Here is a 21,244-nt window from a genome sequence, read left to right as displayed (position 1 = left end):
AGCCTTGCACAATGACTAATCAATTCCACGGCATCATCGGCTACACCATCACCCCGTTCAGCGCCGACGGCGAGCAGCTCGACCTGCCCGCGCTGGGCCAGTCCATCGACCGCCTGATCGCAGGCGGCGTCCACGCCATCGCCCCGCTGGGCAGCACTGGCGAAGGCGCTTATCTGAGCGACAGCGAATGGCAGCAGGTCGCCCAGTACAGCCTGGAGCGCATTGCCAAGCGCGTGCCGAGCATCGTCAGCGTCTCCGACCTGACCACCGCCGGCGCCGTGCGCCGCGCCCGCTTCGCCCAGCAGCACGGCGCCGACGCGGTGATGGTGCTGCCGGCGGCCTACTGGAAACTCAGCGAAGCCGAGATCGTCCAGCACTACCGCGCCATCGGCGCGGCCATCGATTTGCCGATCATGCTCTACAACAACCCGGCCACCAGCGGCACCGACATGCCGGTGGAGCTGATCCTGCGAATCGTGCGCGAAGTCGACAACGTGACCATGGTCAAGGAGAGCACCGGCGACATCCAGCGCATGCACAAGCTGCAACTGCTCGGTGAGGGCCAAGTGCCGTTCTACAACGGCTGCAACCCGCTGGCACTGGAAGCCTTCGTTGCCGGTGCCACGGGCTGGTGCACGGCGGCGGCCAACCTGATTCCCGAACTGAACCTGCGGCTGTACCAGGCGGTGCAGAGCGGTGAGCTGGAACAGGCCAAGGCGCTGTTCTACCGCCAGCTGCCGTTGCTCGACTTCATTCTCAAGGGCGGCTTGCCGGCGACCATCAAGGCTGGCCTTGAGATGACCGGGTTGCCGGTAGGCGAGCCACGGCGGCCGGTGTTCGGGCTGGATGCCGAGGGCCGCGACAAACTGAAGACGCTGCTCGACGCTTTGCGTCAGGGTTGATGTAACAAACGCACCTGTGGGAGTTCGCTTCCACAGGTCATTGCACACACTTGAGAAGCCCACCCCAAACCCGGAGAATGCCCCCGACCCAAACGACCAGAAGCCATGGAAAAGGACCTTTCCAGTGAACCAGAAACAACGCGACGCCCTCAGCAAATTCCTCAGCTATGTACTGCGCCACGCCCCCGAATCCATCGACCTGTCCCTCGACCGCGACGGCTGGGCCGATGTCGATGCGCTGATCCACGGCGCCGGCAGGCAAGGTCACGCCTTCGACCTGCACGCCCTGCGTGAAGTGGTCGAGACCAATGACAAGCGCCGTTTCACCCTCTCCGACGATGGCCGCCGCATCCGCGCCGCCCAGGGCCACAGCAGCAACCAGGTCGAAGTGCGCCATGTCGCCAAGACGCCACCCGCCCTGCTCTATCACGGCACCGCCAGCCGCTTCCTGGCCTCCATCGAAGCACAGGGCCTGATTCCGGGCAGCCGTCATCATGTGCACCTGAGCGAGGATCCGCAGACTGCGTTGACGGTAGGCAAGCGCTATGGTCAGCCGGTGCTGCTCACGGTCGATACCGAGGCCATGTGCGCAGCGGGAGCAGTGTTCTATCAAGCGGACAACGGTGTCTGGCTGGTAGACCAGGTGCCCCCGGCACACCTGTCACGCCAAGCCCTGTAGGAGCGGCCTTGTGCCGCGAAAGGGCTGCGAAGCGGCCCCGGCGAGATGAACATCAACAACCCTTCAGTGCTTCATATGCACACCAGATGCAATCGCGAACTTGCTCTGCGCCAAGATAGTAATCTGGATCGCTCTGAAGCAAACGCTCACTCTTCGTAAAAGCATCAAGATCGCCGAACAGCTTATCCAGCACGCCATAGGTCTCCTCTAAAAGAGGAGACTGCTCGCGCTTGAAGCGTTCAAAATATAATTCGGATAAGTGCTCAAGCGAATATCCCCTATCCAAACACCCTTTGATCAGAATCATATAAGGCAATATTGTCTTATCCATCTTCACCAGCATAAACAAAGGGGTTCGACAGAATTAATCCATAACCGTTTCGCAAGGCAGGATTACCGCTGTGAAAGCGGGCGTGCTGCGCCCCAACTTCCCGTCCTCAGCACTGTGGGAGCCCATCAGCCAGCACCTCCCGTATCTTGCGCAGCCAACCAGCATAATCTAGACCTTCTGAATCTGGCGCAAAGAAGCAACCTATCTCCTGTACCAAGAGATGTTCAAGCGCCTTTTCAGAAAAATTGAAGCCCAGCACCTCATCAATCTCTCGCACGCCTGCTACATGCATTTCCCTTGGTTCATCCACAAGCATGTTGCGCAACGCTTCAGCGCTGTCGAAATATTCTTCTGGCCAGTCCTGATGAAAGTAACAGCCCAGCAAGTGAGAGAGCACGGGCAGCTTCATAAATACCTTAACTCGAAGAGGTGAAAGACAGACCCAAAATGGGAAAGATTTATTTTCCACACCCTAATTTTGACGCGTCCCGTTTCCAACGTTTGCCGTCCTCGCTGGTGCCTAAGCACTAGGCTTCGCCGCCGTCTTGGCCATACAACATCAGGATTTAGACCAAAACAATTAAATCCATCCCTTTTTTCGTACAACTTTACGCACGATAGCAAAACCAACACAATACAAATAGATCCTCCCTTTTATACCACTTTCAAATCCTCTACCCTCTCAAGTCGCGCCGCGTGCAACTTGGCAGCTCCAGAACCCGATAACTCTGAGCCTACATTTGTCGCCAGACACTCCAACAGCGCAACACTGTCACTCCCTTTCCTCAAGATAGGGCCAATACTCTCCTCCCCCATCCTTCGTCATCCAAACACGCCCACAAGCTGGGCAAACAATAACACCTCTGGCCACCGCATCTATACGCTCGAAAAACTCTTCAAAAGAAATCTTTCCTTTATCAGCCTTTTCCGCCAGCTCATACAAAAGCTTATTTGGAACCAGCGTAAATTCCTCTGGAACAGGAGATCTGACCAGACTAATTACATGAGTGCACCTGCATAGAAATTTAGCCACTTATCATCTCACATGAAATTTCGTTAGCCGGGCATCGAAACCATACCTTACATTGTTGCGCTGCAGGCCAGCCCAGCATGATATCCAGTCATCCGCGTGAATCTTGCCCATGGCGTTGATCAGCACTTCGCCCTGGGACACCAGTTCGCTCTGGCGCATGCACAGGTTTTTCCGCCTATAGAAGCAACCTCAGCTGCGCCTTTTGCACCAACTCGTCGAAAAAGGGGACAGATTTATTTTCCGTACTCTAGTGTCGACACACCGTCTTCCAATGCTCGACGTCCTCACTGGTGCCTGGGAACGTCATTCACGACAATTCTCCTCGGGTGCAGTGCTCCCTTGCACAGGCACCGGCAAGGTCTGTTCGACGTTTGCCAGGCGCACCAGCTTGCGTACTTCGAAGACACACCGCCACTGCCCTGTGCCCTTGCTGTTCCAAGGTGTGTCGATACCCACCGTCACCTCATACTGCTGCCCTGCCTCCAGTCGATAGACCTTGCTCTGTTCCGGGCAGCTCACTGAGCTGATATTGCTGTCAGCAGCAACGGACCGGTTGGTGGAGAACATGAACGGCACCGATACAGGGACGCGATACTCAGTGATCACGGGCTGGTAAGGCCCGGCTGCCGCCTGCCGGACACCACTGATAGCCGGTAACGACGGCATCACAGGGGGCGACATGCCAACCGAAGTGCTCTGTCTGGGAAATGCCGGATAAGCCGGGCTGACCTCATCGAACCCACGCCCCGCCATGGCCATCAGGTGCCTCGCCTTGGGTACGCACTGACCTGCGACGGAGTCGCCATGCACATCAGTGTTAGTGGTTACACGTACCAACGCCATGTCGACAGGCGGGGTCGGTTCAAGATAGGGGACAGAATCGAAGCCGGAGCAGCCAGCGAGTAAACAGGTCAACGAAAACAGAGTTCCGCGCGTCATGGAAAATCCTTGCCCACCTTATTAGTAGCACTCAACATACTCGAGGACTGCACTAAAATACCAACTTGGTAACTTTTAAATATTTAAACACCGAGCCAAATAAAATTGACTTCAACGCCCCCTTCAGCGCTCGACGCCCTCACCAATGCCTTATGCACTAGACTTCGCCGTCATCTTGGCCATACGCCACCAAAAATTAGAGCAGAATAAAAAATCGCCCCTTGCATCCTCTTTCTCTCTAACCCTCACTGCAAAAACCTGAATTTCCAAAAATCGCCAAACTTCATCCAGTATCGCTCTGCGTCCGGTATCAAAAAGCTAAAATCCAAACACTTCGCATGCCAACCAGGATACACAAGATCCTCATGAAATCTCCCCGCATCCATGTGCAGGTAGATCTTTCTGTCAAAATTGACATAAAACATTGGCAGCCTTGCAACTACCTGCCCTGCATAATAGTATGACTCCGATTCCAGCCCTTCACCTGACACATAGTAATCCTCAATTTTTTCGAACAAAACTTTTACATCACAGCCCTCTATATCGAAAATTCCATCGAAATCCTCACGTAACAAAACGCCAGTCTCAAGCCAACTCACATATTGCAAAAAATTATCTGACGTCAGCCTCAGCACCCCTCCCCTAAAGTCCCTACACGCCTGCACATATTGCTCTTTAGTTATATCACCCCGCTTGAGATAAGCCGCATAATCTTTTTCGGCATCAAGAGTAAAATTATACTTATAATCCAGAACCCAATAAAATCGCCCATCAAAAATGAATAAGCATATGCTTTTTTCACCATTCCAGAGATCTTCTAACAATTCCGGGCTAAAAATCATTTGTTAAACTCCTTCAAGAACTCCGACTGTGTGTAGACCCTGGCATTACTTGAACCCTTCTCAAGCAGCACCTCCCACATCCTCGGTAGTTCCAGCGCAGTACCCGGCTTACTTGGGTCCACAACCTTAGGTGCTGACGGGTCCCGTGGGATACCTGGCACCGGCCTTTGAGGAACTGCCTTTTCTATTATTTCTTTATGAAGCTTAGCGTCCACATCAAACACCACCACAGAACTATCAGGGCGTTTATTTGTCAAATAATAAGTTGCATAATCTGCATTCCCGACGCTGACACAAAGCTCGCCAGCACAGCCTGGATTTATACTCATGATTCCATCAGAGTTTGCGGTAGTACGCTACTGGCTTGTCGCTGTGCCCGCCCCCCTAAACTCTAAAGTATTTCTCTTTTCCTGCGCCTCTACTTCGGTTCCTTCGACGCTTGGCCTGGATATAATAATGTCCCTTTCCGACGCCGCCAGCTCAGCAAGATCCCCCCCACCTTCGGCTTGAGCCCTGACCCCGTGTCGAAGTACAGCTTCCCATCCAAAGCAAGGTATTCAAAGCTGCCCGTCCTGCTGTTGAATACGGTCTGGTACCCATCCCGCTTGGCCACATTGGCGCCACCACCACTGGCATCGTAATACCAGGCAGGTAGCCCGGCTACCTCTCGACCTGCAGCGCCCGCACCGACCATGGTGCCCGCCTTCGCCGACTCCTCGCTGGCCGCCAGTGCCCTGGCAACCTGCCCCAGTTTGGCCACCCGATTGACCGCGACGCAGTTCATGTAGAACTGCATCTTCCAGTGCATCTCGAACCTTGCCGCTTCCTCGGGCTTGCCCTGCAGGCGCAGCAGCCGTGATTGCACTTGCGCATCCTGCTTGGCCTGCAGGAACGACTTGACGACCACCTGCGGGTCGCGGGCCGAGGTCATCAGCTCATTCAGTATTCCTGTCGTAGTACGCTCAGGCTGCTTGACCAGTCCCTCAGCCAGCCCGGCAAGGTCCTTGAGGACGCCACTCAAGGCATCGCCTATCCCTTTGCCTGCACCTAGGAAAATAAATCTGTCCCCTTTTCTCTAGCCCCCTTTTCTCTTCTTTTATAGCCTATAGCCCGCAAGCCTCATGTGTGCAAGCACCATTTCATCAAACACCTCATCAGATACTCCCCTCATTGATCTAACACTCTTCCAATTCCAAACAATCGGAAGAATTTTACTATCCAGAAGTTCACACTCCCCAAGAAAAATATTTGCCAAGTCATATTTGTCTAAACCCGGATTCTCCTCCAGCACTTTGTTTAGCACATAGCTTGGCAGCATTCCGCCAAGAATTTTCGATAGCAAATCGTCACTTTCCGAAAGTGGCATGAATTACCCCATTAACATCTTCAACCTTTAAGACCTTGGTATATCCGTACTTCTGAGACATCCGACCAGTCCACGTATTCAAAGCAGCGTTTTCTTTTGTCATTCCACTCGCGATATTCTGTAAATACTGAGCAGTATTGACACTACCGGTACCCTCCATCCAGGTACCGCGAATTTGATTCACCTGAATGCCTTCTTTACTTAGGCGCTGCATTGCGCTAGCAAACATATCTGTCCCCGATGCATCATAAAAGGGATGATCAACTGCCGCACGGATGTCGAACCCCAGCAGTCCGTCCTTGTTCACATTAACAACCAGTCCTGCTACGCCATCAGGATTTCCATATCTGAGCATAGTTCCATCTTTAGTAACATTTAGCATAAAGTCGTCGGTAACATCAACTTTTGGAATAGGTAGTTCAACCCTGCTTGACCCTGGCCTTGAAATGACCACATTTTTTTCAGCGGTCACCAGTTCCGCAAGATTACCACCTACTTTTGGCTTGAGCCCTGACTCCGTATAGAAGTACAGCTTTCCATCCGAAGCAAGGTATTCAAAGCTGCCCGTCTTGCTGTTGAATACGGTCTGGTATCCATCCAGCTTGGCCACATTGGCACCAACCCCACTGGCATCGTAATACCAAGCAGGTAGCCCGGCTACCTTTCGACTTGCGGCGCCCGCACCGGCCACGGTGCCCGCTCTCGCCGCCTCCTCGCTGGCGGCCAGTGCTCTGGCAACCTGCCCCAGTTTGGCCACCCGATTGACCGCGACGAAGTTCATGTAGAACTGCATCTGCCAGTCCATCTCGACCCTTGCCGCTTCCTCGGGCTTGCCCTGCAGGCGCAGCAGCCGTGATTGCACTTGCGCATCCTGCTTGGCCTGCAGGAACGACTTGACGACTGCCTGCGGGTCGCGGGCCGAGTTCATCAGCTCATTCAGTATTCCCGTCGTAGTACGCTCAGGTTGCTTGACCAGTCCCTCGGCCAGCCCGGCAAGGTCCTTGACGACGCCACTCAGGGCATCGCCAATCCCTTTGCCTGCACCTACGGCGTCCCCGCCCAAGTCGACTTTTTCGAAGTTCAGGTTCTTCTGGTAATAGTCGGCCCCCTTACCCTTCAGCATGAACTTGCCATACAACGTGGCATCATTGAAGTCGGCGCTGTGGTTGATCGCGTAGGCATTGAGCAAGCCGAGTGTCTGCTCCATGGTGTAATGCTTGTCCGGGCTCACGACTACCGGTACGTCACCCATGGACTCGGGCACGTCGTAGCGCTTGGCCAGTGGCGTCAGTGCCTGGGCCAGATACCTCATGGTGACGGGTTCGATGACCAGGCCTTCCTTGGTCAACATCTGCTGCCATTGTTTGTCGGTGAGGTAGGCGAATGCCCGGGCCATGCGTTGCTCGGCCTCTGCGGGGCTGATGCCCTGCGCCTTGGCCAACGCCTCGGCCTGGCCCTTGATCAGGCGCATTTCGTCCGGGTGCGCCTGACGGTTGTACTGGTCGGCCATCTGCGCGACCCACGAACCCTTATCCATATCGCCCCCGGCCAAGCCAGCCGAGGTCATGCCGATCAGTTGGGCAAACGCTTCGCGTAACTCAGGCTTGGATGTGAAACGCTCTTTGAGCACACCAGCCATGGCCTGGCTGGCCCCCGCCGCCACGGCACCCGTGGTGAAATCGCCTCCCGTCGCCGAAGAGATCGCACCACCGGCCAGTGCGTGCAGCGCCGTGCGGCCAATCCCACCCTCTTTCCAGATCGCCGCCGTACTGTTGTCCTTGGCTGACTCCGCCAGGCTGACCTGCTTGTCGGCATAGGTCCCGATGTTGTTGAAGGCCACGGCAGCCGCGACGTTGGCCGCTTGCGAGACCAGCCCCTGGAGCAGGTTGTCGCTGAGGCTGCCGCCATTGACCGCCGTCTTGACCAGTCCGGACGTCAGGCCGATGGCGCCGGCATGCAGGCTGAAGCCGCCGATACCTTCCAGGGTGCTCAGGTTGAAGCCATTGGTTTTGTTGAACACCGCATCAGTGCCGCGCAACGCCGGGGTGATGAACTTCTGCGCCAGCCCGGCGACCGCCATGGAGATCGCGGCATTCTTCAGGCTGTCCTTGCTGAACGTCTCCTTGAGCGCCTTGCCCAGGTTGCCTTTGTTGTTGATAGTGCTGACGGCACCGGTAGTGGCAAGGCTGGCGGCGCCAGCCAGTTCCATGCCCGACAGCCCCAGGCCGGCTGGGCCCATGGCCACGGCCATCAGGATGGCGATGGCCAGCTGGGCGGCCGGGCCAAGCCCTGAGTTGTTGTACTTGAAGCTGGTATGGATCTCCTGCACCTGGCGCCAGTCGATGTCACCTCGCGCCTCCAGATCCTTGAGCCAGGCCAGCTTCGGATCGGCCTTGACCATCGCGTCGATGGACTCGTGTACCGACTGCTGGTTGACCTGCCGCACATCCGCATGAATCTTGCCCACGGCGTTGATCAGCACTTCGCCCTGGGCCACCAGTTCGCTCTGACGCAAGGTTTCGTCGGTACGCCCCTTGCCCTTCGTGCTGAACCAGGCCGCGTTGGACTTGCTCTTCTCGTGGCTCTCGTCGTGCAGGTCCTTGACCCCTTCGAAGGTGATGTCACCCCCGCTGTCCAGGGTCAGGTCATCGCCGCTGGTAAGCTTGGCAACCTGGTAACGCTGGTCGCCGCCACTCTCGAGGGTAAGGTCGCCACCGGTGGTGATCTCGCTGCCGACATTGCGCACGTCGGTGACCTCGTCGCGGCGGGTCTTCTTCTTGCCCCAACTACCCTTGCTCTTCTTGTCGTACAGCGAGTAGTCGCTGTCGGTCTCGGCCAGCAGTTCCAGCTGGTCACCGGCATAGAGGTAGGCTTCGTCGCCGGCGCTGACGCGACTGGAGATCAGCTTGAGGTCCTCGCCGGCGGTCAGCGAGATATCGCCTGCGGCATTGACCCGGGTGCCGACCTGGCGGACGTGGTCTTCCTGGCGGGTGACCTTCTTGGTCTTGGAGTAGAAATGCTCCTCGTTGGCCGCCGAGGACAGGGTCATGTCGTTGACGGCGCTGATGGCGATATTGCGCTTGGCGTCCAGCTCGCTGCCGATGGCGGCGAAGTCATGGCCGGCCTTCATGTCGATATCGCGCCCGGCGCTGATCTGCGAGCCGAACTGCTGTACCGAGCTGCTGCGGTTGTTATGACCGCTCTGGTAGCTGTAGGTCTGCTCGGCCGAGCCGATCAGCAAGTCGCGACCGGTGCGCACGTCGACGTCGCGGCCGGCCTGGAGCATCCCGCCCACATTGAGGAAATCGCGGCCGATGCCCAAGGTCAGGTCATTGCCCGCTTCGATCCGCGCGGCATTGTCGAGCCGGCCTTCGGTGACGAACATGCCGCCCAGCATGGTCTGGGTGCGCTCGTTGATCAGGTCGCCCAGCAACGTGTTGAGGGTCACGTCGCGCCCGCTGATGATGCCGCCGGCACCGTTGAACAGGGTGTCGCCAGCCAGCAGGTCGATCCGGCCACCGGCCTGGATCAGCCCGGCGTTGACCAGGTCCTTGCCGGCGCTGGCCGACAGGTTGTTGCTGGCGCGCAGGGTGCCGCTGTTCCTCAGGCTTTCGCCGGCGACCAGGTTGATGTCCTTGCCTTCGATCAACGCGCCGGTCGGCGCCAGGCGGTCATTGGCATGGGCCAGGTAGAGCACCGGCACCAGCACCTGCTCGCCGTTCACTTCATGCTTTTCTAGCCAGACGATGTCCTTGGTGAGGGCAGCCACCTGGGCGGAGGTCAGGGTGACGCCCACCGACAGGCCCAGTTGGTCGCGGCTGGCCACGGCGTTGTCCATCAGGTGGCGATACAACGCCTCGTCGGAGGTCTGGCCATCGATGAAGCGCTTGCCGGTGCGGGCGGTGACCGCCTGCTGGATCAGCTGCTGTTCGAAGTAGCCGTCGCCCAGGCGCTTCCAGCTCTGGTCCGGGTCGTAGCCAAGGTTGCCGAGCAGGTAGTCCGAGCTCATGAACTGCTTGAGGTCGGTGAGCACCGGGTCGGTCTCGACCAGGTACTTGTGCGGCTGCGGCGCGCGGCTGTTGGCCGGCAGGCCCTGGACCCGGGCGATGGTCTGCGGGCTGACCGCCGTGGTGGCGCTGGACACCGCCTGCGCCGCGGCCATGCGCACGTCCTGCAGCACCGGAGCGGTGCCGGGCTGGATGATCGGCCTGGCGGTGTCGCGCTCGAGCGGGACAGCGGCATTGCCGGCGCCGGGCCGGGTGATCTCCAGTGCGCCGAGGCCGGGGCCGCTCACCTGGGTCGGTTGCAGCTGGGTGCCTGCGCTGACCTGCGTACGCCCTGGCAGGTTGTGCGGCCCATGGGCCTGGCCTGCCGCGGCAACGCTGGCCACATCGGCACGGGTATCCAGGCCAAGGCCCTGGCGCTGGTTGGCCGCGAGCTGGCGCTCGGTGCCCTGGATGGCGGTGATCGCGGCGATGTCCACCGTACGGCCCTGGACCACCGGCAACGGCTGCTGGCGCTGGGCCAGGTCGATGCTGGCGCCGCCGAGGGTCCAATTGCTCGGCGCCGGCGCGGCGGTGCTGGCACCGGCCTGGCTGGCGGCCTCGGCGCTCAGGCGGAACAGCCCGGTGCCACCGGTGGGCAAGGTGAAGCCGGGCAAGGTCAGCGGGTTGACCTGGCGCTGGGCAAGATCCGGCGGCAACTGGGCGTTGATCTTGACGACGTTGTTCCTGACCTGGCTGGCGGCCTGGGTGTCGGCGCCATTGAGCGCCAGGTTGGAATAGCCGGTGTTGCTGCGGGTCACGCCATTGTTCAGGGTCTTGGTAGCCGTGATCGACACCAGGCCCCCCGCCTGGATCACCGCGCCGGCGGCAACACCGGTGTTGGTCTGGGTTTCAGTCTTCGATATCTCGTTATAGGCAAGCAGTTGCGCCGGTAATGCGTAGCCAGAATTAGGCCGGTAATAAGGGTTGGCCTGGCCCGTGTCCTGCACCCCCATCCCGAGGGTCTCTTTAGCGATATCCTCCCGGCCACGGCGTTTGTAGATGTACTCGAACTTGGTCTTGGAGTTGTACTTGGCGTATTCGGCGACCGCTCCGCCGGTACCGACCAGCCCCCTCCAGACCCCGCTTCTCTCGCTGTCTTCCGGGTTACGGAAAATACGTGTTCGGATCAGGCTCTCGGTTGAGGCGCCTTCGTTGTTGAACGTATCCGCGGCGATGTTGATCGACGTTGCCGCGCTGATAGAGCTGTGCTTGTTCTCGAATGCCCCGGCCTGAACGCTCAGCGCGCCTCCGGTATTGATCGATGCCGCAGGCGAGTCGCCTGTAGTGATACGTTCGATCTCCTCGGTCACGTAGTAGTTGAGATCGTAATGCCGGCCCTTGCAGTTCAGGCACTGGTACTTGATGGTCCCGGAAATCAGCCGCTCGTTGACCGCGAAGTTGTCACGGCGGTTGCTGAAGGTATCGGCATGCAAGCCCATCGCCCCGTTACTCTGCAGCGTGGCAGAAACGTTCTCGATCAGGCTCGCCCGCCCCTGCGCGGCATTGGCCGCCACCATCAGCCCGCCGAGGCTGTACACGGTGGCGAAGCGGTTGGTGAAGCTGTTGGTCAGCAGGCGCATGTCGCCGCCGCTGGAAATCAGGCTCTGGCCTGCGGCGCTGCCTTCGTTGCGCAGTACCTGGCTGACCAGGTCGAGCTTGCCGGCGCTGCCCACCGTGCCGCTGTTGCCGAAACTACCGGCATTCAGGGTCATGTCGCGGCCCGAGGTGATCCGCCCCTGGTTGATGAAGGCGCCGCCACTGCTGACCCGCACATCACTGGCCCCGGCGATGCGCCCGCCGCCCAGCACCTGCACGCCGGCGGCGCTGAGGCCGAGGTTGCCCAGGCTGGTGGCCTGGCCGCTGCCGGTGTACTGGCCGGTGAGCGCAAGGTCGAGCGTGCCGTTGCTGGCGATCAGGCCGTTGTTGGTCCAGTTGCCGCCGCGGCCCACCAGGCTGGTGCTGGCCAGCAACTGGCCGCCGCCAGTCAGGTTCAGCTCACCGACGTTGACGGTCAGGCGCGCGGCCTGGACCGCGCTGCTGTTGGTCCAGCTGGCGGCGTTCAGGGTCAGGCCGCCCAGGGTGACGATGTCACCGCCGGCGTTGCCCAGGTTGGCCATGCCGATCTGCAGCTCGCCGACCCCGCCATGCAGCAGGCGCCCGCCGCCGTTGAGGAAGCTGGCGGCCTGCAGGGTGAAGTCCTGGCTGGCGACTTCCAGCACGCCATTACGGTTGTCCAGCACGCTGCCCAGTTGCAGCGTGGTGTTGCCGGCGCTGCCCAGGCTGCGCAACTGGCCGCCCTGGTTGTTCAGGCTGGCGGCGCTGAGGCCGATGCGGGTATCGCTCTCGACGATGCCGCCGACGTTGGTGAAGGCGCCACGCAGGGTGAAGTCCAGCGCCTGGCCGGCCAGTTGACCACCCGCGCTATTGTCCAAGTCGTTGGCGTCAATGCTCACCTGACCCAGGCCGTACAGACCGCCACCGCGGTTGTTCAGGTTGCCGGTACGGATCTCCAGCGCGCCAGCTTGCGCGGCCAGGCGACCACTGCTGTTGTCCAGGCCGCCCAGGGCGATCAGCTTGAGCTGACGCGCCTGCAGCGTGCCGCCCTGGCCGTTGCGCAGCAGGCCAACGACCTGAGCATCGAGCACGCCCTGCAGGCTGGCGATGATGCCACCACGACTGTCGACACTGGCCGCCTTGAGCACCAGGTTGCCGTCCTGGGCGATCAGCTTGCCGCCCTGGTTATCGACGGCGCCGCTGCTGCTGAGGTCGATGGCGCCCTTGGCCTGCACGATGCCGGCCTGGTTGCCGAGGCTAGCGGCCTTCAGGGTGATGGCGCCAGCCTGGCTGTGCAGCAGCCCGTCGCGGTCGTTATGCAGTTCACCGCCGACATTCAGGCTCAGCGCCGCGTTGGCGGCCAGGGTGCCTTTGTCGCTGTTGTCGAGGCTGGCGCCATTGAGGTCGAGGTAGGTCCGGCTGATCAGGCTGCCGCCCTGGTTGGCGATGGCCGCGTTGCCGCGGATCTGCAAGCCGCTGCTGGCCAGCAGGGTGCCCTGGGCATTGTCGAGCTGGCTGGCGAGGTCGAGGGTCAGCATATCCAGGCCGACCAGGGTGCCGCTGCGGTTGTTCAGGCCATTGGCCTGCAGGCTGAACGCGCCACCTGCATCCACGCGGCCGCCCTGGCTGTTGTCCAGGCTGCCACCGCGCAGGTCGAGCTGCAGGGCGCCGGTACTGGCCAGGTAGCCGCCACGGTTGTCCAGGCCCGCGGCCTTGATGCGCAGCTGACCCAGGCTGACCAAGGCGCCAGCGTTACGGTTGTCGAGGGCGCCTGCCAGGGTGACGGCCAGGTCGCCGTCGCGGCTGGACAGGGTACCGTTGTTGCGGTTGTCCAGGCTCGCGGCATTGACGGTCAGGCCCTGCCAGCCGGAAACCAGGCCGCCCTGGTTGATCAGCGACGCGGCACCCAGGGTCAACTGCTGGCTGCTGATCAACCGGCCGCCACTGTTGTCCACGGCGCGGGCAGCGAGGCTGAAGCCCAGCGGGCTGGAGATCTCGCCCTGGCGGTTGTCCAGGTCGCGCAGGTTGCTCAAGGTCAGCTGGCCCTTGGTGTGGATCAGGCCAGCACGGTTGTCCACGTCGCCGCCGGCGATGCCCAGCAGCAGCGCCAGGCTGCTCTCGCCCACCAGGCGGCCGCCCTGCTGGCTCAAGCTGTGCGCAGTGACCTGCACGGCGCCCTTGGCGGAGATTTCACCGCCGGCGTTGCGCAGCGCGGTCGCACCCAGGGTCAGGCTGTCGAGGCTGTTGATCAGGCCGTTGTCGCCGTTGTCCACCGTCCCGGTACTGGTCAATGCCAAGTGCGTGGCGGCGAGCAGTTTGCCGCCCTGGTTGTCCAGGCCGTTGCTGGTGACGTTCAGTTGCCGGCTGGCGCTGACCTGGCCGCCCTCGCGGTTGACCAGTTGCCCGGCGATGTCCAGGGTCAGGTCACCGCGGCTGGTCACTGCCCCACCGCTGTTGTCCAGGCGCTGCGCCTTGACCGACAGGCTGGCGGCGGCGATCTGCCCCTTGAGGCTGGTCAGCGCGCGCTCGACCACCAGGGTCAGGCCCTGCTGGCCGAGCAGCTTGCCGTTGCTGTTTTCCAGGGCCGTGGCGGCCAGGGTGAAAGCATTGGCGCTGGAGATCTCGCCACCGCGGTTGTCGACAGCGGCGAGGCGCTTGAGCAGCAACTGCCCGGGGGTGTTGATCAGGCCGCCCTGGTTGTCGAGTTGCCCGTGGTTCAGGTCCAACTCCACGCTGCCTTCGGCGAACAGCGTGCCGCCGTGCTGGCGCAGGCCATCGACATTGGCGACCAGCGTTTTTGCGGCGGTGATGCGCCCACCGCTGTTGTCCAGCAGGCCAGTGTCGATCCGCAGCAGGCTGCCGCTGGTCAGGCGTGCGCCGGCCTTGTTGTCGAGGCTCATGGCGGAGACAAGCAAGTCACCCTTGGCACTGACCAGGCCTGCCGCGCTGTTGTCCAGCTGCGTGCCAGTCAAGGTGATCTTGCCGTCACCGAGCAGCTTGCCCCCCTGGTTGCTCAATGCGCCCTTGCTGGCAGCGACGAGGTCCCCGGCACTGGAGACCAGGCCTGCGGCATTGCTGATGCTGGCAGCATCGAGCGCCAGCGCGCCCTCGCTGGCAAGGGAGCCCTTGTCGTTTATCAGCTCGGCGCTGAACAGCGCCGAGACATCCGCCTCGCCGCGCACCTCGCCCTGGGTGTTGTCCAGGCGTTTCCCGTGCAGGGTCAACGCGCCATCGGCGGCGATCAGGCCGAGGCGGTTGAGCACCGCCTGGTGCTCCACCGTCAACGCGCCTTTGGCCTTCACCAGGCCGCCGTCGCTGTTGTCCAGCGTCAGGCCCGCGAGGTGGACGGCGCCCTGGCCGGAGATTTCCCCGTTGCGGTTGTCCAGTGTCGCGGCCTTGACGTCGAGCAGGCCGGTGGCGGCCAGCAGGCCCTTGGCGCGGTTGTCGAGCTGGTCGGCGGTCAGGTCCAGCACGCCCGAGGCCTCGACTTCGCCGGCCTGGTTGTGCAATTCACCCAGGCGTGCGCGCAGGTCGGCCCTGGCAGATAGCTGGCCCTTGCCGTTGAGCACGGTGGCAGCTTCGAGCAGCAACAGGCCCTCGGCCGAGACCACGCCGGCCTGGTTGTCCAGCTGGCCGAGGACCTTCAGGTCGATATCGCCCAGGCTGTTGAGCGTGCCCTTGGCGTTGTTCAAGGCATTGGCGCGCAACACCAGCTGGCGGGCGCTGACCATGCCGGCGACGTTGTCCAGCTGCTTGGCGATGCGCAGGGTCAGGCCCTGGCTGCCAAGCAACTTGCCCGCGCTGTTGTCGAGGCTGTCGGCAACCAGTTCGTAGTCCTGGTTGCTGGTGATCTGGCCGCCACGGTTGAGCACTTCGCCGAGGTTGTTCAGCAGCAGCTGGCCGGGGCCGCGGATCAGGCCGTCGCTGTTGTCCAGCTTGCCGTGGTTGAGGTCGAGGCTGAGGCTCTCGAGGCTGAACAGCTCACCGCCCTGCTGGTCGAGACCCGTGACACTGGCCAGGACCTGACGCCCGGCAATGCTGCCACCGGCCTGGTTGCCGACGCTGGTCGCGCCGAGGTCCAGGCGCTGGCCACTGCTGAGCAGGCCACCCTGGCCGTTTTCCAGGATGCCGGTGCGCACCGTGCTGTTGCCTTCGGCGGTGATCCGGCCCTTGTTGCGGTTGTCCAGGCTGGCAGCGGCCAGCTGCAGGTGGCCGTCGGTCTCCAGGGTGCCGCCCTGGTTGTCCAGCGCCGTGGCGCTGGTAACGCTCAGGTCGCCCTTGCTGGTGACCTTGCCGGCCTGGTTGAGCAGCGTGACACCTTCGAAGGTCAGGCTGCCGGCACTGTCGATCAGACCGTTGTGGTTGTCGACGACGGCATCGCGCAGCGGTTGGCCACGGTCCTGCAGCACCACCAGCAACGAATGCCCGGCACCCAGGCTGCCGCCTTGGTTGTCCAGGCGCGCACCCCGCAGCTCGACGTCGCGACCGGACACCAGGCCCTTGTTCTGGTTGACCAGCCGCGCCACCGTCAGGGCCAGGCGGTTGTCGGCGATCAGCCGGCCAGCGTCGCTGTTGTCCAGCTGCTCGGCCTGCACCAGCACCTGCGTCTGGCTGGCCAGGCGGCCGCCTTTGTTGTCGATGTCGGTTACCTGCAGGTCGACACCGGCATTGCCGACCACTATCCCTCCGGCGCGGTTGTCGAGCGCGGCGCCGCGCAGGGTCAGGCTGCCCTCGGCGACCAGCTCGCCGCCCTGCTGGCGCAGCGTGCCGACGCGGGCATCAAGGTTGCCGCGGCTGGCGATGCGCCCTTTGCCGTTGTCCACCTCGTCGGCCTCGAGGTCCAGGGCCGCGGTGGCACTGAGCAGGCCTTCGCGGTTGTCCAGCCGTGGGCCTTTGAAGGCCAGTACACCGTTGCTGCGCAGCACACCTTTGCGGTTGTCCAGCGCATCGACGAACAGTTGCAGCTGGCGGTCTGCGTGGATGACGCCTTGCTGGTTGTCGGCGCTGGCGCTGCGCAGGGTGAGCAGGTCCTTGCCGGAGATCAGCCCGGCGCGGTTGTCCAGCCGGCCGAGGACCAGCTCGATCAGGCCCAGGGCGCGGACTTCGCCACCCTGGTTGTCGAGCAGGCCGCCGATATGCGCCTGGATCCGCCCATCGCTGGCCAGGTTGCCGCCTTCGCGGTTGTCCAGACTGGCAGCGCTTACCTGCAGGTCCTTCTGTGACAGCAGTGTGCCGTTGCGGTTGTCCAGTGCCCCTTGCACGGTGAGCAAGGCCGCCTGGTCGCCGATGATGCCGCCGTCGCGGTTGTCCAGGCTGCCCGCCTCTATTCGCGCGACCGCGCCGCTGGACAGCTCGCCGCCGACGTTGGCCAAGGCGCCACTGATCTGCACGGTCAGGCCATGCTCGCCACTGAGGGTGCCGTCGTGGTTGTCGAGGCTGGCCGCGCTGGCGTCGAGCCGGCTGCCGCTGACCAGGCCATTGACGTTGCGCAGCACCTGGGCGATCCGCACCACCAGGGCCTGGTCGCTGAGCAGGCTGCCGTCACCGTTGTCCAGGCTCGTCGCGCTCAGCTCGAAGGCGCGGCTGCTGGAGATTTCGCCACCCCGGTTGTCGACGCTGCCCAAGCGCTTGAGCAGCAGTTGGCCGGGGGCGCGGATCAGGCCGCCCTGGTTGTCCAGGTGGCCGCCAGCCAGGTCCAGGGTCAGGTCGGCATCACTGGACAGCTTGCCACCGCCATGCTGGTCAAGACGCCCGACTTCGGCGAGCACCGCGCCGTGGGCGCCGATATGCCCGCGTTCGCTGTTGTCCAGCTGGCCGGCCTTGAGGGTCAACGCAGCGCCGCTGGTGAACTTGCCGTCCTGGCGATTGACCAGGGTGTCGGCCGTCAGCAACAGCGGGCCCTTGCCGGTGACCAGCCCCTTGCCGCTGTTGTCCAGGCGCTGGCCGCTGAAACTGACGGCCTGGCCGCCGCTGACCACGCCGGCCCGGTTGTCCAGTTCACGTACCTGCAGGGTGATGTCGCCTTGCGCGGCCAGGCGGCCGAGCCGGTTGTCCAGCTCGCCGCCGAGCAACAGGGCCAGGCCCTGGCGGGCCTCGATAACACCCGCGTGGTTACCCAGGCTCGCCGCCTGGAAATCGAGCGCCTGCCCGGAGATACGCCCCTTGGCGTTGTCCAGTGCCTGGGCGATACGCAGGGTCAGCGACTGCTGCGAAAGCAGCTTGCCGCCCTGATTGTCCAGGGCCACGGCAGTGAGGGTATAAGCCTGGTCGCTGGAAATCTCGCCGCCACGGTTGTCGACCCGGGCCAGCTGCTGCAACAGCAGCACGCCGGGCGCGTTGATCAAGCCGCCCTGGTTGTCGAGCAGGCCGTGGTTCAGGTCCAGGCGCAGGTCCGCGCCGCTGGACAACTGGCCACCGTTGGCCTGTCGCAGGCCGTTGATGCGGGCGACCAGCGACTGGCCGGCGTGGATACGCCCGGCGTCGGTGTTGTCCACCTGCCCGGCGTTCAACTCGAGCCCCTGTGCCGCGTAAATCTGCCCGCCGGCGTTGACCAGGCCGGCGCTGCTGACCTGGGCCTGGCCCTGGCTGCTGATCTGGCCGCGATCGTTGGTCAGCGCAGCGCTGCCCAGTTGCAGGCGCTCGGCGGCCACCACGGTACCGTCGCGATTATCCACGGCGCCCGTGCTGGCAATGGTCAGCTGCCGGTCGCCCTGCAGGCGCCCGGCTCGGTTGTCGACGCTGGCCGCGCTCAATTGCAGGTCGGCGGCGCTGATCTCGCCACGCTGGTTGTCCAGCGCGCCATCCAGGTGCAGCTGGGTTGCCTCACGCGCCTTCAGCTTGCCGTCGCTGTTCAGCAGGCTGCCTGCCCGCAGGTTGAGGCCTTCGGCCGAGACCAGACCACGGGCGTTGTCCAGTAACTGGGCGATACGCAGGGTCAGCCCCTGCTCGGCGAGCAGCTTGCCGTCCTGGTTGTCGAAGCTGTCGGCCTCCAGCGTGAAGGCTTGCTGGCTGGAAATTTCACCGTGGCTGTTGCCGACCGTGGCCAGGTTGCGCAGCAGCAAGGCGCCCGGGCTCTGCAGCGTGCCGCCCTCGTTGTTCCAGTGGCCACGCGAGAGATCCAGTGTCAGCCCCTGGGCGGCGCTGATGCGCCCCTGGCGGTTGTCCAGGCCGTTGCTGGTAAGCAGCAGGCTGCCGTTGCCGGCGACCTGCCCTTGCAGGTTGACCAGGCTACCGGCCTGCAGCACCAGGTTCCGTTCGGCCAGCACCCGGCCACGGCTGTTGTCCAGTTGGCCGGCAACCTGCAATTGCAGGCCACCACGGGCCTGCAGGGTGCCGTCCTGGCTGAGCAGGGTCGCGGCGTTCAAGGTCAGTTCGTGGCCGGCGATCAGCCCGGCGGTGTTGGCCAGTTGTCCGGCGATGCGCACCTGCAGGTCGTTGCCGCCGAGCAGTTTGCCGGAGCTGTTGTCCAGCTGCCGCGCCACCAGCGCATAGGCCTGGCCGGCGGAAATCTCGCCGCGCTGGTTGTTGACCGTCCCCAGTCGTTGCAGGGTCAGTTGGCCCGGGGTGGTGAGCAGGCCACCTTCGCTGTTGTCCAGGTGGCCGTCCGTCATGTCCAGGGTCAGCGCCTTGGCGCCATGCAGTTGGCCGGCGCCACGCTGGTCGAGCTGGCCAAGGCGCGCCGTGGCCTGGCCGTCGCTGGCGATGCGCCCGGCATTGCGGTTGTCGACACTGGCGGCCTGCAGTTGCAGGTCCTGCCCGGCCGCGAGGGTGCCGCTGCGATTGTCCAGCTGCCCGGTGACGGCGATGTCCAGCGCCTGGCCGGCACTCAACTTGCCGTTCTGATTGTCCAGCTGATTGGCGCGCAGGGTGTTGCGCGCCTGGGCCGACAGCTCGCCATTGCGGTTGTCCAGGGTCTGGGTGGTGACGCTTTGGCTCTGGCCGGCGCTGACCAGCCCGCCCTGGTTGCCCAGCGACTGGCTGGCCTGCACCACCTGGTTGCGCCCCGCCAGCGCCCTGCCCTGGGCGCTGTTGTCCAGGTTGGCGGCGGCGATGTGGCTGTCCTGCCCGGCACTGAGGGTACCGCTGCGGTTGTCCAGGCGCCCTTGCACCTGGACGGCCAGGTCGCGGCTGGCGACGATGCTCTTGCCGGTGTTGAGCAACTGCCCACTGGCGACACTCACATCACCCACGGTGTTGCGACTGCCGTCGGCATTCACCCCCGCCTCGATCACACCGAGGTTGGCCAAGGTGCCAGCCGCCTGAAGGCTGATCCGGTTGCCGGCGGTAATGGCCTGGCGCGAGGTCAGGTCAGCGCTGCTGCGCACCTCTACCTCGGCGGCGCCGTGTACCGGCCCTTGCAAGTCCATGCCTACGGCCTGGAGCTTGACCGCACCACTGGCGCTGGCCTGGGCCATGGTCAATTGGCCGTTGGCGTCCAGGCGGATATCGCCGCCACTGGCTGCCACATCCCCCGCCAGCCGCACACCGACACCCGCCTCGGTGCCCACCAGGCGAATGGCCCCGGCGTACATGCCGCCCAAGGCGCTGGAATCGATTGCCAGGGCCGGCGCGTCGGCGGCATTGCCGGCGCGCGGGGTCGCGGCCAGGGTCTGGGCATCGACATCGTTGCGCCCGGTGATGACGTTCAGCTCACGGGCGCGCAACTGCGCATTCAGGCGCGCCGAGCGGGTGATGATGTCGAAGCGCTCGACGTTGTCGGCATTGAGCCCCGCGCCTTCCAGCGCAACGCTGCCGCCATCCACCTGATAGCCACTGACCGCGCCACGGCCATCGAGCAGCGGTTTGCCGGTGCTCAGGGTCACCTGGGGCGTGTTGATGAAACCGCAACCATCGCAGGTGATGCTGTGAGGGTTGGCGACGATGACCTTGGCCGCATGCCCGGCCACTTCGGTGTAGCCGCGCAACTGGCTGGCGTTGGCGCCGTTGACCTCGTTGAGGATGACGTTGGCCGCAGTGCCCTGCAGGTTCGGGTTGCCGAGGATGATGCCGCCCAGTTGGGTGGCCTGGGTGCGGTCGGTGGCGTTGTTGAGGATCAGCCCCTGCTGGCCGACGTTGTAGTCGCTGAACTGGTTGTGCGACAGGCCGCTGCCGTTGGGCGCGGCGATGTTGACGATGGGCACGCCGTTACCCGCCTGCCCCAGGCTGGTGCCCGGCCCGCTGACCACCACGCCTTCGGCGGCCTGTGCCCACAGCGGCTGCCAGAACATGGCGTTGGCCAGCAGGAACGCCAGGCCGCGCTTGGGCAAGCCGCAGAAGTGCTCACGGGGCTGAACTACGGCCGAGCGTTGGCGGGCCAGGAGGGCAAACAGGCGGACGTCCATGTCAAATCTCGCGGGTCAGGCATTCAAATGCACGCCCAGGCGCGCAAAGACGCCGGGCGAATCGTCTGGTTCAGCAAGTCGGTTGGGGCTCGGAGCGTGGCTGCACAAGCGCTGCAAACTGGCGCGGATACTATGTGGCCATCATTTTGGCGTCAATTTGCCATCATTGAGTTTTTTCGGGATTCTCTTGCAGGCCAAGCCAAGACCATTG

General features: G+C 62.9%; 11 protein-coding genes. 2 read left to right on the top strand and 9 right to left on the bottom strand.

Annotated features, from left to right (window positions below):
* Positions 1-11 precede the first annotated feature (11 nt).
* Together CCOS191_RS12460 and CCOS191_RS12455 are read left to right on the top strand one after the other, a co-directional pair.
* Complete coding sequence (locus tag CCOS191_RS12460) at positions 12-902, top strand: dihydrodipicolinate synthase family protein (RefSeq protein WP_046855470.1); 891 nt, start codon at positions 12-14, stop codon at positions 900-902.
* Between the two features lie 124 nt (positions 903-1,026).
* The gene (locus tag CCOS191_RS12455; RefSeq protein ID WP_046855469.1) at positions 1,027-1,581 is read left to right on the top strand and encodes an RNA 2'-phosphotransferase; all 555 of its coding nucleotides are present in this window, start codon (positions 1,027-1,029) and stop codon (positions 1,579-1,581) included.
* Between the two features lie 52 nt (positions 1,582-1,633).
* Here the strand turns inward: CCOS191_RS12455 and CCOS191_RS12450 are convergent, their stop codons facing one another.
* The 9 genes from CCOS191_RS12450 to CCOS191_RS27920 all read right to left on the bottom strand — a co-directional run bounded on the left by CCOS191_RS12450 (position 1,634) and on the right by CCOS191_RS27920 (position 21,033).
* Positions 1,634-1,924: a hypothetical protein gene (locus tag CCOS191_RS12450; protein WP_046855468.1), complete on the bottom strand. Its 291-nt coding sequence runs from the start codon at positions 1,922-1,924 to the stop codon at positions 1,634-1,636.
* Between the two features lie 94 nt (positions 1,925-2,018).
* Positions 2,019-2,321 (bottom strand): contact-dependent growth inhibition system immunity protein, encoded by a 303-nt coding sequence (locus tag CCOS191_RS27935; protein WP_156177556.1) that lies wholly within the window; start codon positions 2,319-2,321, stop codon positions 2,019-2,021.
* Positions 2,322-2,948: 627 nt separating this feature from the next.
* Positions 2,949-3,104 (bottom strand): hypothetical protein, encoded by a 156-nt coding sequence (locus tag CCOS191_RS27930; RefSeq protein ID WP_156177554.1) that lies wholly within the window; start codon positions 3,102-3,104, stop codon positions 2,949-2,951.
* A gap of 144 nt (positions 3,105-3,248) precedes the next feature.
* Positions 3,249-3,884: a hypothetical protein gene (locus CCOS191_RS12440; protein ID WP_052752604.1), complete on the bottom strand. Its 636-nt coding sequence runs from the start codon at positions 3,882-3,884 to the stop codon at positions 3,249-3,251.
* Between the two features lie 245 nt (positions 3,885-4,129).
* Positions 4,130-4,726, bottom strand: a complete 597-nt coding sequence (locus CCOS191_RS12435; protein WP_046855466.1) for a hypothetical protein — start codon at positions 4,724-4,726, stop codon at positions 4,130-4,132.
* Positions 4,723-5,055 (bottom strand): hypothetical protein, encoded by a 333-nt coding sequence (locus tag CCOS191_RS27925; protein ID WP_156177552.1) that lies wholly within the window; start codon positions 5,053-5,055, stop codon positions 4,723-4,725. Before CCOS191_RS27925 ends, CCOS191_RS12435 begins: the two co-directional genes overlap by 4 nt.
* An 89-nt stretch (positions 5,056-5,144) precedes the next feature.
* Entirely contained in the window at positions 5,145-5,747 is a 603-nt protein-coding gene (locus CCOS191_RS12430; protein ID WP_046855465.1) for a hypothetical protein, read from the bottom strand.
* A 75-nt stretch (positions 5,748-5,822) separates the two neighbouring features.
* On the bottom strand, positions 5,823-6,092 hold the full coding sequence (locus tag CCOS191_RS27380) for a hypothetical protein (RefSeq protein ID WP_082120412.1): 270 nt from the start codon (positions 6,090-6,092) through the stop codon (positions 5,823-5,825).
* A complete protein-coding gene (locus tag CCOS191_RS27920) occupies positions 6,073-21,033 on the bottom strand; it encodes a two-partner secretion domain-containing protein (RefSeq protein WP_052752603.1) in 14,961 nt (4,986 codons plus the stop codon). Before CCOS191_RS27920 ends, CCOS191_RS27380 begins: the two co-directional genes overlap by 20 nt.
* Positions 21,034-21,244: the final 211 nt, after the last annotated feature.

The sequence above is a fragment of the Pseudomonas sp. CCOS 191 genome (genome assembly GCF_001007005.1).
In the GTDB taxonomy this organism is placed as follows: Bacteria; Pseudomonadota; Gammaproteobacteria; order Pseudomonadales; family Pseudomonadaceae; genus Aquipseudomonas; species Aquipseudomonas soli.
Note: the sequence above shows the minus strand (reverse complement) of the source record. Positions and strands in the feature narration are given on the sequence as shown.

Bases quoted from the DNA above. Each gene is read 5' to 3' on its own strand.
- CCOS191_RS12435 (WP_046855466.1), bottom strand. From the start codon at position 4,726: ATGATTTTTAGCCCGGAATTGTTAGAAGATCTCTGGAATGGTGAAAAA.
- CCOS191_RS12460 (WP_046855470.1), top strand. From the start codon at position 12: ATGACTAATCAATTCCACGGCATCATCGGCTACACCATCACCCCGTTC.
- CCOS191_RS27930 (WP_156177554.1), bottom strand. From the start codon at position 3,104: ATGCGCCAGAGCGAACTGGTGTCCCAGGGCGAAGTGCTGATCAACGCC.
- CCOS191_RS27935 (WP_156177556.1), bottom strand. From the start codon at position 2,321: ATGAAGCTGCCCGTGCTCTCTCACTTGCTGGGCTGTTACTTTCATCAG.
- CCOS191_RS27925 (WP_156177552.1), bottom strand. From the start codon at position 5,055: ATGAGTATAAATCCAGGCTGTGCTGGCGAGCTTTGTGTCAGCGTCGGG.
- CCOS191_RS12450 (WP_046855468.1), bottom strand. From the start codon at position 1,924: ATGCTGGTGAAGATGGATAAGACAATATTGCCTTATATGATTCTGATC.
- CCOS191_RS12440 (WP_052752604.1), bottom strand. From the start codon at position 3,884: ATGACGCGCGGAACTCTGTTTTCGTTGACCTGTTTACTCGCTGGCTGC.
- CCOS191_RS27920 (WP_052752603.1), bottom strand. From the start codon at position 21,033: ATGGACGTCCGCCTGTTTGCCCTCCTGGCCCGCCAACGCTCGGCCGTA.
- CCOS191_RS27380 (WP_082120412.1), bottom strand. From the start codon at position 6,092: ATGCCACTTTCGGAAAGTGACGATTTGCTATCGAAAATTCTTGGCGGA.